This is a genomic window from Pseudoflavitalea rhizosphaerae, from assembly GCF_003991355.1.
GTDB classification, from domain to species: Bacteria; Bacteroidota; Bacteroidia; order Chitinophagales; family Chitinophagaceae; genus Pseudobacter; species Pseudobacter rhizosphaerae.
On the sequence record NZ_RCSU01000010.1, the window covers coordinates 243,032 to 258,500 of the forward strand.

The 15,469-nt window shown below is 48.7% G+C and carries 10 protein-coding genes; 5 read left to right on the forward strand and 5 right to left on the reverse strand.

Annotated elements, in window-relative coordinates:
* Positions 1–21: 21 nt before the first annotated feature.
* Positions 22–657, reverse strand: a complete 636-nt coding sequence (locus tag D9Y29_RS18125; RefSeq protein ID WP_127130821.1) for a DUF4136 domain-containing protein — start codon at positions 655–657, stop codon at positions 22–24.
* Positions 658–1,167: 510 nt separating this feature from the next.
* Between D9Y29_RS18125 and D9Y29_RS18130 the strand changes: the two genes are divergently transcribed.
* Positions 1,168–3,069 (forward strand): PKD domain-containing protein, encoded by a 1,902-nt coding sequence (locus tag D9Y29_RS18130; protein ID WP_127130823.1) that lies wholly within the window; start codon positions 1,168–1,170, stop codon positions 3,067–3,069.
* A gap of 8 nt (positions 3,070–3,077) precedes the next feature.
* On the opposite strand, the gene D9Y29_RS18135 is transcribed toward D9Y29_RS18130, so the two are convergent.
* The 4 genes from D9Y29_RS18135 to D9Y29_RS18150 are packed head-to-tail and all read right to left on the reverse strand — an operon-like array spanning position 3,078 to position 6,789.
* Positions 3,078–3,671, reverse strand: coding sequence for an HAD-IB family hydrolase (locus tag D9Y29_RS18135; RefSeq protein WP_164735463.1), 594 nt, complete (start codon positions 3,669–3,671; stop codon positions 3,078–3,080).
* Positions 3,668–4,399: an SDR family oxidoreductase gene (locus tag D9Y29_RS18140; protein ID WP_127130827.1), complete on the reverse strand. Its 732-nt coding sequence runs from the start codon at positions 4,397–4,399 to the stop codon at positions 3,668–3,670. The genes D9Y29_RS18135 and D9Y29_RS18140 overlap by 4 nt, the downstream gene beginning before the upstream one ends.
* 24 nt (positions 4,400–4,423) lie before the next feature.
* Positions 4,424–5,758 carry an FAD-binding oxidoreductase gene (locus D9Y29_RS18145; protein WP_127130829.1) on the reverse strand — a complete coding sequence of 445 codons (1,335 nt, stop codon included), beginning with the start codon at positions 5,756–5,758 and terminating at the stop codon, positions 4,424–4,426.
* Between the two features lie 20 nt (positions 5,759–5,778).
* Complete coding sequence (locus tag D9Y29_RS18150; protein WP_241237973.1) at positions 5,779–6,789, reverse strand: decaprenyl-phosphate phosphoribosyltransferase; 1,011 nt, start codon at positions 6,787–6,789, stop codon at positions 5,779–5,781.
* On the opposite strand from D9Y29_RS18150, the gene D9Y29_RS18155 reads away from it, so the two are divergent.
* The 4 genes from D9Y29_RS18155 (at position 6,790) to D9Y29_RS18170 (ending at position 15,465) form a co-directional block, all read left to right on the forward strand.
* A complete protein-coding gene (locus tag D9Y29_RS18155) occupies positions 6,790–8,412 on the forward strand; it encodes a hypothetical protein (RefSeq protein WP_127130831.1) in 1,623 nt (540 codons plus the stop codon).
* Between the two features lie 47 nt (positions 8,413–8,459).
* Positions 8,460–10,550 carry an ATP-dependent DNA helicase RecG gene (gene recG, locus D9Y29_RS18160; RefSeq protein WP_127130833.1) on the forward strand — a complete coding sequence of 697 codons (2,091 nt, stop codon included), beginning with the start codon at positions 8,460–8,462 and terminating at the stop codon, positions 10,548–10,550.
* A 72-nt stretch (positions 10,551–10,622) separates the two neighbouring features.
* Entirely contained in the window at positions 10,623–14,360 is a 3,738-nt protein-coding gene (locus D9Y29_RS18165; protein ID WP_241237974.1) for a DUF7948 domain-containing protein, read from the forward strand.
* Between the two features lie 10 nt (positions 14,361–14,370).
* Positions 14,371–15,465 carry a PorP/SprF family type IX secretion system membrane protein gene (locus D9Y29_RS18170; RefSeq protein ID WP_127130835.1) on the forward strand — a complete coding sequence of 365 codons (1,095 nt, stop codon included), beginning with the start codon at positions 14,371–14,373 and terminating at the stop codon, positions 15,463–15,465.
* Positions 15,466–15,469 lie beyond the last annotated feature (4 nt).

Here is a 15,469-nt window from a genome sequence, read left to right on the forward strand (position 1 = left end):
GTTCAACAATAGTTCACCTGCTTAGCTTCTTTTGAAGTAAGGTGACTGATCGAAAAGGGCTTTGATCTGGCTATCGCCTGCACCCGGACGGAAAATACCGGAACCCCGGATCAGACCATTCCATACTCCATGGATCTTATTGTCCTTGTCTGCATTCTTCAGGTCCAGCGCATCGATAGAAAGCGCCCCTTCTTTGATGGAGTATACTCCATAGAACCCGGGCCAGTAGTAGCCATATCCAGGATAACCCCAGTACCAGGGATCCCAGATACCGGGATAACCACCCCAATAGTCAGGATAACTCACGATACCGGAATAGGTATTGTAGATGCGGTTGATATTGATACCCAGATCAGGGTCCGCATCTTTGGCTACGAGGGTATAGCCTCTGTCCTGCAATTGTTTCTTAACGGCTGCGATGAATGCAGCATCCACATCCGTCAAAGATTTCTCGGACAGTTTATTATTATCGATCACGGCCACGGAGTCGGCCACACTGAATGTTGTATAAGAAGAAAAGGCAGCGGTTCTATCATGATTGGTGATATAGATCCTGCTTTCTTCCTCTGTCATGTTATCGAGCGGGTCTTTTGTACATCCAGCCAGAACAAGCATGGACGAAGCCGCTATTCCAATGGTTAAGATGAAATTTTTCATATTCCTGTTTTTTTATGATCTCCCTTTAGACTGCACAAAGCCAATGCCTGTTTAATCAGCTGGTTCTGAGCTTAACAGTCCACTAACAGACATTAAAACGAACTTAAAAAAAGAGGCTGATCAGCTACCAAAACGATCATTTATTAAAGCTTTATTAAAGAAAATCAACTGCCATCTGCAAAAATTACATGTCAGTTCTACGATCCCCCGCTGGTATTCCCCACCGGAAAAGCCCGAAAAAGCTTTCCCGCAGAAACACTCGATTTTCGCCTGAATGCTGCAATGGAGGGGGATTTCAGCGCCAATGGTACATTAATTGATTATATTTCTACACAATTTAATCCCTATGAAGACCAAACAATACCCAATCCACTGTTTGCTCTGCACCTATTATTACGGCAACTACCAGCCTCCCGGCTGAAAAGGTCCGCTTTCCTGTTACTGTACCCGTTATTTTCGATTGTTCCTTACCGTTAGCACAGCCCTTTTCACTCTTTTAATCCGAACCTCATGAAGAATTTACTAGCAATCCTGTGCCTGCTCATAACCGCCACGGCCAGCGCGCAGCTGACAGCCAGGACCATCAAGAAAACAGGCAGCAATGAAGACATCGCTTTCTATGAGTTCAAACCCGCGAACTACGATCCTTCGATCAAATACCCAATGATCGTATTCCTGCACGGTTATGGCGAACGCGGGAACGGCACCACCACCTTATACCGTGTACTTGAGCAGGGCCTCCCCCGAAATATCCGCGACGGCCATAATATGACCTTCACCTGGAATGGAAAAACAGAATCCTTTATCGTGCTGATGCCGCAACTGAACGAGAACTATTACAGCTTCTGGCAAAATTTCATTATCGATGAAATGATCAAATACGGTAAAGCCAATTTCAGCGTGGACGAGAACCGTATCTTCCTGACCGGCCTCAGTATGGGTGGAGGCGGGACCTGGTCATATTGCGGAGCGTCTGAAGCCAATGGAAGACAATTCGCCGCTATCGCTACCAGTTGCGGCGCCTGCCAGAGTACCGACTGGTGCAATATCGCCAAAGCAGACCTGCCCATGTGGAGCTTTCATGCCAATGACGACAACAGCGCTGCGCCTGTCAGTTGCACTATCGGCAGTATCACCAATATCCGCAACAACTGTAACCCGAAAGTGGATCCCATCATGACCATCTGGCCAACCGGCGGTCACGCTATCTGGGGCCGCGTTTATGATGTTACGCATAACAACCAGAACCCAAACCTGTATGAGTGGTTCCTGGGACAAAATAAATCGCTCCCCATTAACCGCAGACCCATCGCCAATGCAGGTCCCGATGCCACCATTTCCACTGCAAGGCCGCAGGTAAATCTCAGCGCCGTGTATTCAAAGGATGAAGACGGGAAACTGGTGAAATTCCTCTGGAGAAAAGTATCAGGCCCATCTGTAGGTACGATCATGACACCAGAATCTGCCGATGGCCTCACCCGTGTAGTGAACCTCACCTCAGCCGGCACTTATGTATACGAACTGAAAGCAGTGGATGATCGTGCAGACTGGTCAGTAGATCAGGTAACCATCACCGTGGTGAATGGCACTGCGCCCAATATTCCTCCTGTTACCGAAGCAGGTCCCGACCAGGAAGTATTGATCGCCGAAGCCGATCTCAACGGAGGCAGCTCTTATGATCCTGATGGCACTGTTGTAAGTTATCGCTGGAATAAGATCGATGGCCCTGCAGTGTACTCATTATCTGACGCCAATGCACCAGCGCCAAGGATCTCTAACCTCCTGATCGGTGATTATAAGTTTGAACTGACTACCACCGATAACCTGGGCGCCACCACCAAAGACACTGTGGTGGTGAAGTCCAATTCCATTGTTTTGCCCATCAAGTTGAAAGCCTTCACTGCTTATCCCAGCGGAACAGGCACTCAGCTTAAATGGAGCACTACCGAAGAAACCGGCGATGAACAATTCGAGATCGAAGCAAGCGATGACGGAAAGAAATTCGCTACTGTATATTCCACCCGCAGTACCGGTAAGATGCCACAGCAGACCTATAGCTGGTTCCATGCGAACGGACAATCCTATTACCGGCTGAAAATTATTTCGGCAGGTAAACCCATGTATTCGACAATCGTTCCTGTACACCGGGATAAGCTAAGTATGAATACTGAATTCTTCCCTAACCCCGTGCAGCAAACGCTTTGGGTATCCGTGAACAACCAGGAACGCGGCAGACTTACAGTACGGATCCTGAGCATGGATGGAAGACTGATCAAACAATCACAATACGCCAAGCAACAAGACCAGCTGATGGCAGATATCGATACCCGCGACCTCAATACTGGCATTTACCTGGTGGCCATTACCGGGGAAAATGGATGGCGCGAAGTAAGAAAGATCGTTAAGAAGTAGTAGTGCTTCTAGCGGAATGGTTTAAAAAATGACACGGTGGCAAGTTCCAGCATGGGCTTGTCACCGTTTGTGTCTCCATAGCAGTATACCTGGTCAAAATGAGTAAGATCGAATGATTCGCGGATGCGGCGCACTTTTTCAACACCGTGACAATTCAATCCTTCTATCCTTCCGGTGATCCGTCCATTGCTGACCTGCATACGCGTGGCCAGTAACTGCAGCCCATTGGCATCGCACCAGGGCTGGAGCCAGTTCTCCGGTGAGGCTGATACCACTATTACAGCAGCACCATTCGATTTCAATAAGGCTATTTCTTTCAAAGCCCTTGTCCTAACCACCAATGGAATAGCCTCCTCCGCATACTCACGGCAAAGCATATTGAATTTCTCAGTGCTCATTTTGCCAAAGAAGAAACGCAACACCTGTTGCTTGGCCACATGATTGGAGATCAGCCCCAGCTTGTAAGCCACAATGAACGGGCTGTTCAGCATAAAACCGAGCATGAATTTCCAGGGCCCGAAAGTATACCGTATCATTTCGAGCATGGTATCCTTTGTGGTGATAGTGCCATCGAAATCAAAAAAGGCGATCCTTCTGCTCACAATTTTAATTTTTTGAACATGAATTCCGGAACAGATTTGATGATCAGCATGATCCAGCGCCAGAACCATTTCACATATACCACATTCTTCTTTTTAGCGGCCGCATTGAACACAGTATTGGCTACATCTTCCGGTTTTGCCGTCAGCAATGGCGGCAACTTCATATTCGCGGTCATAGCGGTGTATACAAATCCGGGCTGTATGCTTGTTACATGTACGTTTTCATGGAACATACGGTTTCTCAAACCGGACAAATAGGCCGTAAAACCCGCTTTGGCGCTGCCATACATATAATTACTCTGCCTGCCGCGTTCACCTGCAACAGAGCTGATCCCCACGATGGTGCCGCTTTTCTGTGCAGCGTAAAAATTGCTGACCACATTGAGGATGCTCACAGTACCTGTATAGTTGGTGTTGATGATCTTCGCTGATTCATGCCAGTTGGCACGGGCAGTTTCATTGTCTCCCAGGTAACCAAAAATACAAACAGTAATTTCAGGCTTTTGAGTGAGCCCATCGAAAAAGGACTGATGGCTTTCAAAATTCAGTGCATCGAATTCATGCAGGCTGCATTGAACATTATAACGGATAGCTATATCCGATTGCAGTGCCTGAAGCCGGCCGGTATTGCGGGCGGCCAGTTGCACATTGAATCCTTTGGAAGCGTATTTCTTTGCTATTGCCACAGCCATATCGGAAGCAGCGCCAAGAATTAGAACGGTAGGCATTATGCGGTTGTTTCTCTTTGTGATTTACTTTGTAAGCTCCAGCCTGTCTGACTGGATGGAACGGATCTTTCCTTCCGGGTTATATTTCTGAACGATCGATTTGAATTCCTGCAATCTCGGGTAACCTGCTTCCAGCATGGAAGGCTTCATTCTCGCATCTTTGCTCATGTAAAGCCTGCCGCCATATTTGAGCACCACCTGGTCCAGTTCATCCAGGAACTCGAACAATCCTTTGCGCACGGGAAAATCCAGGGCCAGTGTATATCCTTCGAATGGAAATGAGATAAGGCTGTTCTCCTGTTTACCGAAAACTTTCAGCACCACCAGGAAGGAGCCCATTCCTTTTGCACCGATGCGGCTGAGAATATCGATCAGCCCCTCTTTGGCTTCCAACGGCAACACGAACTGGTACTGCACAAATCCTTTCTTCCCGTAACAACGGTTCCAGTGCAGCAGTGCATCCAGCGGATAGAAGAAAGGCTCGTAGGTTGTGACGGAACTGATTTCCTTTTTTACATTTTTATTGTAATAAAGAAAATTGAAAGCCTTTACTGTGAATGTATTCAAACTCCAGGAAGGGAAATTGAAGGGTATGGTGATGGCTTTCTTCTTAGGCAGCGCCAGCGGGGCTTTGCGCTGCTTCTCATTCAGCTCTTCAGGTTTTGCAAACTCACCGATGGTCATGATACCACGGCCAAAACTATTGCCTTTTTGCAGGCAATCGATCCAGGCCATGGAGTAAGTATAGTGCTTGTACTCTTCAAACAAACGGATCAGTTCATCCAGATTGGCAGCCTTGATCTGTTTTTGACTGATATAGGAAGAAGGGATCTTTTTTAATTGGAATTTAACTCGTGTGATCATTCCTGTTAGTCCCATCCCGCCGCAGGTTGCTTCAAAGAGGTCCGGGAATTGAGACGGGGAACAGGTAACCGATGAACCATTGGCCAGGATGATATCCATATCGGTGATATGCTGACCGAATGTACCATCCACGTGGTGGTTCTTTCCGTGAACATCGCTGCCCACGGCGCCACCGACAGTAATGAATTTGGTGCCGGGTGTAACAGGAAGGAACCATCCTTTGGGAACGATCACTTCCAGGATCTGGTCGAGTGTGAGACCGCTCTGGCACTCGAATACGCCGTTCTCTGTATCGAAGGAGAGAATCTTATCGTATTTGATGGTGTTGATGGTTTCTTCGCCGAGGGAGGCATCGCCATAACAGCGGCCATTTCCGCGGGGGATGAAATGTTGGCTGCTGCGAATGATGTCCTGTAATTGGTCATCGTAAGAGAACAGCCGTTCATCGCTTTCCATAGCTGGGTAATTGCCCCAGTTGGCGATCACTTTTTTCATAACAAACTTGCCAGGATGTTTTATTTGTCAAAAATCGTTACATCTTTCATATACAAAATGAAAAAGAAACTGGCAATCCATAAGAGGAGGGTAACCTGGATAAATCGGTCTTTGTACAGGATCTCGGTAGGTGAGCCGGCCTTGTTCAGGACGAAGGTGATTTGCAAATATCGCATAATTCCTGCAATCACAAAAAGGGCGGTATAATAGATACGGTGGCCGAACTGGCTGTAAAGCACGGCAGAGCTTACCGTATAATTGATATATGTCACTATTAATATGGCGCAGATCAGGCCCAGCATGGTGTTCAGGAAGTCCAGGTTATAGCCTTTTATCACTTTTCTCATTTCCTGCCCTGTGCTTGTTTTTAGCATAACATCGTCCCTTCTTTTCGCTATTGCCATAAAAATGGCCAGGAGGAAGGTCATGATGGTAAGCCACTGGCTCAGGTCAACTTCAGCCAGTACGGAGCCTCCTTTCACACGCAGCACAAAGCCAATGGCCACGATGATCATATCGAGTATGCTCACATTCTTCAACCCAAAGCAATAACCGATATTCAGTAAATAATAAAGGGAAGTAACGAAGAGGAATTTGCCGCTGCCGTCTAACAGGTAACTGATCAGCAAACCAGCTGCCAGGAGCAGGAAGCAGACAATGAGCGCTGTGGGCTTACTCACAGAACCTGCAGCCAGCGGGCGTTTGCACTTGGTCGGGTGTTTACGGTCCGCTTCAATATCACGGTAGTCATTGAGAATATAAATGCTGCTGGCGAGAAAACTGAACGCGATAAAACCACCTATCAGTAATTCAAATTTGTGCAGGTTGAACAACTTACCTGCAAAAAAAGAAGGTACGAACAGGAACAGATTCTTGGCCCAATCCTTTGGCCGCAACAATTTAATATAATCTCGCATGATCGCTGCTATCTGGGGCGCAAGATACAGCCAAATCCCCGAAGGCGCAATACCACTAAAAGGTAGCGGATCAATCATTTCCATGTTCAGGGGATGCACATTATATTTGTTCATATGAAACGTTTACTGGCAATCGCCGAAATCCTGGTGATCGTAGTCATTGCGATCGCCCCCCTCTTTGCCGTTTTCCCGTATCGCATCAATATTTTCCTGAGTTGGGAAGGCGCCTACCGTATGTCTGAAGGACAACTTCCCTACAAAGACTTCGGGATCCCCCTCGGTTATATGTACTGGGCGGTGCCTGCACTCTTCTTCAAATTGTTCGGTCCTCAGCTGATCACCCTGGTAAAGGCGCAGGCATTTATCAATCTCTTATCAGGATTTGCGTTCCTGTCTATCGGTAAAAGCCTGAAAGTGCAGCCAGGACTACGTTTCCTGGGAGTGCTGTTATTCAGCCTCTCTTATTCTTTTCTTAATTACTGGCCCTGGTACAATCATACTGTGATCGTGTATGAGCTGATCGGTATCGCATTCCTGTTGAAATATCTTACGGGGACCCGGAGCCGGAAACAGCTGCTATGGCTGATCCCGGCTGGCATGTTCCTCTTCTTCTCCTTCTTCACCAAACAGGATGGCGGTGCACTCGGATTCCTCATCTGCCTCGCACTGCTGTTCTATACCGGTCTCACGGAAAAAAAATGGCTGCCCGCCGGTGTTTTCGTGGGCGCCACGCTTATAACAGCCCTGGTAATGATCCTGCCCTTCACCGGTCATGGGTTTGGGTACTGGTTCAATCATGGACAGCCACCACATACTTCTCGTGTATCCCTCAGGGATATCATCGGGGAATTCATGCACGCTTCCATGTGGCTGAAGTTCTATTTGTTCATTATTGCACTATTGTTGATGGTGACCATCAAAAACTGGTCAGCATACTGGCGCGATAAACCACAAATGATCTTTACGCTCCTTACCCTTGGCATCATGGCCGAAGCGGCCATCTTCCAGGTGACCAGTTATGTGCCGGCCGATAACAATATCTTCTTCCATAGTTTCGCTTTCATTTTCATTTTTGCCATGCTGGGTAAATTGCTGCCCATAGACTGGGACCAAAAAAAATATATCATCGTGGGGACCATCGGCGTACTGCTCTGGTGGAGCCATATGGTATGGAAATATTTCGAACGTTTCGTATTCAAGGGAGGTGGCGAACCGGTTGCTACCACAAAGTATAACGGTATCGAGTACCCGAATGTAGTGAACAAGAACACTTATATACTCAGCCTTGATACTACAGATGTGCCACTCAGCCAATGGCGTGTTCCCAATCTAAAAGCATTTGAAAAGATCCTTGTGCCCGGCCCCACAGTGGATGGTATCGAAAGACTGATGGCGATGCCATTGGTGAAAAACAACAAGAACCTGAAAGTGCTGAATATGTCTGAGCTCACGCCGCTGGCAGTAGAAATTCCCTATTCACTGGAAGCAGGTGATTACTATCCCCTCTGGTTCCACCAGGGCGTAGGCATGTTCGTGAAACAAACGGATATGTTCGTTGACCGTATCCACAGGAAACACTACGATCTCGTTTTGTACGAATACATTCCCTACGCAAATAATTTCTATCCCTTCCGCGTGCGCGAAGCGCTGCTGAAAGATTATAAACAGATCGATGTATTCCCCGCTACGAGAAAACCGAGCAGCAATTCATGGATTGAAGTGTATGTGAAAGAATAGGTTATTTTTGCTCCAAATTATTTAGCATTTCCGGAGCAAGCCACATATTGACCAGTCCCATTGAATACCTGAAAGGCGTAGGCCCGCAACGTGGGGAAATGCTGCGCAAGGAGCTGAGCATTTTCACTTTCAGGGACCTGCTGGAATACTACCCTTTCCGGCATGTAGACCGTACCCGCGTGAACCTCATCAGGGACATCACGCCCAATACCGATTATATCCAGGTAGCGGGCCGCATCACCAGTGTAAACATCATCGGGGAAAAAAGAGCCAGAAGACTGGTGGCCGAGATCCGCGATCAAACCGGAACCATGGAGCTGATCTGGTTCCAGGGCATCACCTGGATGGAAAAAACACTCACCATCGGATCCGGTTTCCGTGTATTCGGCAAAGTGAGTTTCTTCCAGGGGCAACCACAGATGACGCATCCTGAAATCGAATCACTGCAGGAAGTTGGCAAAGAAACCAAGGCTTATCTCGAGCCCGTATATCCAACAACAGAAAAGCTCAAAGCCCGCGGACTCGGAGGCCGGCAGATAGGCAAGCTCACACAGACCCTGGTTTCACAGCTTAGGGAACAGGACCTGCCCGAAAACCTCCCCGAAGAAATACTTCAGTATACCAAACTTGTAAACAGGTTCCAGGCCCTGCAGCATATTCATTTTCCCCCTTCGCCCGAAGCCTGGCAGGCGGCCATGAACCGGCTCAAATTTGAAGAGTTTTTTATCGCCCAGCTGAGAATGGGACTGATCAAATCCCAGCGCCACCGCTATTCACGCGGTGTTGTGTTCTCGCAGGTGGGTGAACTGTTCAATGATTTTTATGAAAATCATCTTCCCTTCCAACTCACCGGCGCACAAAAAAGAGTGGTGAAAGAGATCAGGAAAGATACCGGCACCGGCAAACAGATGAACCGTCTTTTGCAGGGCGATGTAGGCAGTGGCAAAACAATTGTAGCATTACTGGTGATGTTGCTGGCTGCAGATAACGGATACCAGAGCTGCCTGATGGCCCCTACAGAGATCCTTGCCCGCCAGCACTATGCCAATATCGCCAAACTGCTGAAAGACCTGCCCGTGAATGTGAAGATCCTCACCGGCACTACCAAAAAATCTGAAAGGAAAAAGATCCTGGAAGAACTGGCCAGTGGCGCCATTCATTTTATTATAGGAACACATGCACTGGTGGAAGATCCTGTGATCTTCAACAACCTGGGACTGGCGATTGTGGACGAACAGCATCGCTTTGGCGTAGCCCAGCGCGCCAAATTATGGGCCAAGGCATCCATCCCTCCGCATGTGCTGGTGATGACGGCCACGCCCATTCCGAGAACCCTGGCCATGACAGCATACGGAGATCTCGATTACAGCGTTATGGATGAGCTTCCACCCAACCGTAAGCCCATTCAAACCGTACATCGTTATGAGCAGACGCGCAGCCAGGTAATGGGATTTATACGATCAGAAATTGAAAAAGGACGACAGGCTTATATCATTTTCCCCCTGATCGAAGAATCAGAGAAAATGGACTACGAGAATCTGATGAAAGGATATGAAAATGTAAAAGCATATTTCCCCGAACCGAAGTTCTGGATCAGCATGGTCCACGGAAGACAAACCAACGAGATACGCGAAACCAACATGCAACGTTTTAAGGACCATGACACTCAAATCATGGTTGCTACAACAGTGATAGAAGTAGGCGTTGATGTGCCCAATGCCAGTGTGATGGTGATTGAAAGTGCAGAAAAATTCGGTTTATCGCAATTGCACCAGCTCAGAGGAAGAGTGGGAAGAGGAAGCGAGAAAAGCTTTTGCATTTTATTAACAAGCAATAAACTGAACAATGATGCACTCGAACGGTTAAAGACGATGGTGGCAACAACTGATGGATTCAAGATCGCAGAGAAAGACCTGGAGCTGCGCGGACCCGGTGATATTGAAGGAACCAGGCAGAGTGGAATGCTGAATTTCAAGCTGGCCAACATCTTGCAGGACAGGGAATGGCTCGAACTGGCAAAAGAAATGGCCAGCCGCATCATAGATACGGACCCGGACCTCAGCTCGGCCAATAATTTGCGCCTCAAAAACTATCTGCAATCCTTACAGGGCAAGACTGCCTGGAGTAAAATCTCTTAAATTTTCCCGGTCTGTTACGCATGCCGTAACGCCATTACAGATATTATTTCAGTAAATTGTAAAAAAGAAATCTTGGGCAGGAAAAATCTGATAGCCGTTGCTTTGCTTTGTCTCGCCACCCTCCATTTGTCCGCACAGAATGGCTCAGGCACTTTTGAATTTATTGAGAACAAGGGTCAGTGGAATAAGGAAATAAGGTTCAAGGGAGAATTCGCAACAGGCGCTTTCTTCTTAACGTCCCGCGGCTTCTCCGTGAACATGTACCACCCTGATGATCTCGACCGCGCGCACAAACATTATCATCATGGCCATGGCGACAATGGCATCAGCCGTCCACCACGCGACAAACGCACTGCCACCAACACTACCCGGGATCCATTGGAACCAGGCGCCGGCGGCCGCAACAACAATTCGCAGGATCCCAACCCGATGATCGTTCGCGGTCATACCTACCTGGTAGAATTCGAAGGCGCCAATCCCAATCCGCAGATCATTCCGGAAAAAGCTGTCTCCAACAATACCAGCTATTTCATTGGCAACGATCCTTCCAAATGGGCCAGCAATGTAGGCACCTACACTGCGCTCACTTATAAAAATATTTATGAGGGCATCGATGTCCGCTACTACGCAGATTACGGAAATCTCAAATACGATATCATCGTCCATCCAGGAGCAGATCCCGGTAAAGTGCGCATGAAATATTCAGGCGCAGAAAAACTGTCTACACGCAATGGTGAGTTGCTGATCAAAACTTCGGTTGGTTCTGTACGTGAAAGATATCCTTACTCCTACCAGTTCGATATGAGCAGCGGCCGCCAGGAAGTGGAATGTAAATTTGTGGTCGCCAACAGCAACACGGTAAAATTCGATATAAAGGACCATAATAAGAACAGCACACTGGTGATAGACCCTACTGTGATCTTCGTATCCTTCACCGGATCTTTCGCCAATGAATACGGTTTCACCGCCACACCGGCGCCGGATGGTTCCCTTTATTCAGGCAGTATCGTTTTCGGGGAAGGGTTCCGCACTACGCCCGGCGCTTACAAGCAAAATTTCCAGGGTGGCGTTGCCGGCCGCGGTACCGATGTGGGCATCTTCAAATTCACACCCAATGGCCAACGTGCATGGGCAACCTATATTGGCGGAAGTGATTCCGAATACCCACACAGCCTGATCTGCGATGCCGCAGGCAATCTCGTGATCATTGGAAGAACTTATTCCGGTTCCTCCTTTCCCATCGATGCCACCACCAGTGGTATTCTTGGCGGAGGCGGAAATGCTGATCTCTTCATCACCAAGTTAAGTGTGAATGGCAATGCCCTTATCGGGTCCATCGTGATCGGCGGCAGCGGAGCGGATTGTGTGAACTATGAAGAGAGACAAAGAAGTAGCGGCTCCGGCCCTGCAGCAGCATCCACCATGCGCTTCTACGGAGATGATTCAAGAAGCGAAGTGGTGCTGGATGCAGATGGCGCCATTTATGTAGCAGCCCAAACACAATCACTGAGCGCCACCGGTGGCTTCCATGTAACCGGCAGTGCTTTCCAGCAAACTCCCGGCGGTGGAAGGCAGGATGGCGTTGTACTGAAGATCGATCGTGATTGCCGCAACCTCGTCTGGAGCTCATTCCTCGGCGGCAGCGGCGATGATGGCGCTTTTGTACTGGCCGTGCACCCGGTTACCCGCGATATCTACGTGGCAGGCACCACTAACAGCGGCGACCTGCCCGGCAGCAATACCGGTGCCCATCAACCAGATCCTGCAGGTGGCATGGATGGTTTCATCCTGCAGATCAGCAACGATGGAAACACAGCCATCAAACGCACTTATCTCGGTACAGGTTCCTTCGATGCCATTTACGGTATCCGCTTCGATCGCAATCAATACCCCTATGTGATGGGCGTTACCGAAGGCGGCAACTGGCCCATCATCAATGCAGCATACGGTCAGGCCGGTTCCGCTCAGTTCATTGTCAAACTGAAAAGAGACCTCTCAGGCATCGAATACAGCACTGTATTTGGTAACGGAAAGCGACAACCAAATATGTCTCCCGTAGCCTTCCTCGTGGACCGCTGCGAAAACGTTTATATTTCTGGATGGGGTGGATGGATCGCTCCCAACTCCAATCCTTACAATACAGGTGGCGTACTGGGAATGCCCCTCTCTGCCGACGCGATGAAGACCACCACAGATGACCGGGACCTCTACTTCTTTGTATTGAAGAAAGATGCGGCAGAATTATTGTATGGCTCTTACTTCGGACAGATGGGTGGCGAAGGGGAACACGTAGACGGCGGCACCAGCCGCTACGATGAACTGGGCGTTATCTACCAGGCAATCTGCGCCAATTGTTTCCGGGGAGCACAATACCCGATCAACCAGCCCTTCCCCGTTACGCCCAATGTATGGTCCCAGACCAATGGCGCCGGAGACGCAGGCTGTAACCTGGCAGCAGTAAAGATCCGCTTCAATTTTGCCGGCGTGATCTCCGCCCCCAAAGCATATTCTCAAGGCAGGCCCGATACATCCGGTTGCGCGCCATTTGACGTAACCTTCCGCGATACCATCGCCAATGCAAAAACATATGAATGGGATTACGATGGAGATGGCGTTACTGATGAGATCCTGCCAAACCCCACTGCCGCTTTCACCTACAATAACATTGGAACCTACCGGGTACGCATGATCGCAGTTGATTCGGCAAGTTGTAATATCCGCGACACATCTTATCTCACCATCCTTGTGAGAGACGATAAGGCTAATATCGATTTCTCCTTCACTAAACTCGGCCCCTGCGAATCAACTGAATTCCTGCTGGATAACCTGTCTACACTCGCACCCAATGCACAGCCATTCCTGCCAACTTCCTTCACCTGGGATTTTGCAGACGGCTCAGCAAAAGTGACCACGGACGACAGGGACATTACCCATAAATTCTTCGGACCTGGCACTTATCCGGTGAAGCTCATCCTCGCCAATGACGACCGCTATTGCAACTCACCCGATACAATAGTGAAGAATGTTCGTATTGCCGCCAATGTTCGCGCGCAATTTGTAACGCCGCCAATGGGATGTCAGCCATATGATGCAGTTTTCACCAATACCTCCATCGCAGGTACCAATTTTGAATGGGACTTCGGCGACGGTAGTCCTGTTTCAACAGATGAGAATCCAACACATACCTATCCCAACCTGGGTACCTATACCGTTAAGCTGACAGCTTACGATAACTCCACCTGCAACAAGGTGCACGATACCACATTCACCCTCACAGTGAATCCCAAACCAGTTGCAGTGGTAGGACCACAACCTGATCAAACTACAGATATCAACAAACCAGCCGTGTTCACGAACAATTCCAACGGCATAAGACATAAATGGATCTTCGGTGACGGAGAAGAAAGGATCACCAATAACCTGGACACTGTGCATCATCAGTACAATGCAACCGGCACATACAATGTAACCCTGATCACTTTCAACCAGTATGAATGTACAGATACAGCCACTACTATCGTGCATGCCTGGGTGAATCCTTTACTGGACGTACCCAATGCATTCACCCCAGGCCGCGGCGGCAGGAACAGCATCGTGATGGTGCAGGGTTTTGGTATCAGTACCATGACCTGGAAGATCTATAACCGTAATGGCCAGAAAGTTTTCGAAACCAATAACAGGCTCGCCGGATGGGATGGTACATTCCGCGGACAACTGCAGCCAATGGACGTATACGTATACACGTTAGAAGTGCAGTTTACAGACGGAAGAAGGGTAACAAAAACGGGCGATATTACTTTGATACGATAAATCATTTCACATGAAATCCAGCCATCAGTCACCAGATATGTGCAGCAACGCGGCGAGGACCCATTCCTGCCTGAGAATTTCATATATTCTAACGCTGGCAGGAATGATTTTCATGGGCAACCTGAAGGCTCAGGACCTGCATTTCTCCCAGTGGTTCAATTCTCCACTGAGCACCAATCCTGCCAATACAGGATTTATTCCCGATGCAGATTACCGTATCGGCGCCAATTACAGGAACCAGTGGTCTACCATTATGACCATGCCTTATAAAACTTACAGCATCTGGGGCGATGCACAGATTTTCAGAGACCGCATCACCAGTGGCTGGATGGGGGTTGGTGGTTTGATCCTTCGCGACCAGGCGGGTTCCGGCAGTCTCACTTCCACCAAAGTGTATGGCTCCGTTGCCTACCACCAGATGATTGGCGTAGCCCACCTCATCTCTGCCGGCTTCAATATCGGCTGGGTGAACAAGCGCGTGAACACCACCGATCTTAAATTCCCAGACCAGTTCGACGGCGAATTCTTCGACAGCAAACTCCCTACCAACGCGTATCTCGACAATCCCAATATCAACTATTTTGATGTACAGATGGGCATGAACTATGCGTTCTTCCCTACAGATAAAGTATATATCAATGCCGGCGTTTCCGCCTGGCACCTCAACAGGCCCCGTGAGTCCTTCTTCAATACAGATCCAATCGGCGATGAAAATTCGCGTATCCCCATGCGTTATACCGCATTCCTGAATGCCAGCATCAAAGTGCATGAGGACGTTATCGTGAACCCGATGGTGTACCATTCCCGGCAGGCCAATGCTTCTGAAACTGTTGGCGGCCTCTATGCCCAGTACAACCTGGGCGAAGAAGGCGAATCCCAGGTACTCGGGGGTATCTACTACCGCCCAGGTGATGCCTTTATTCCCATGATCGGGTTTGAATGGAAGAGTATTCGTCTTACCTTCACCTACGATGCAACCACTTCCGGGCTCAAGCAGTACAACAATACACGCGGCGCCCTGGAGTTCGCATTGATGAAGCGCGGATTTTACGACGAATACAATGGCGACCGCCGCCAAAGCCTTTGCCCTACGTTCAGATACTAGGGTA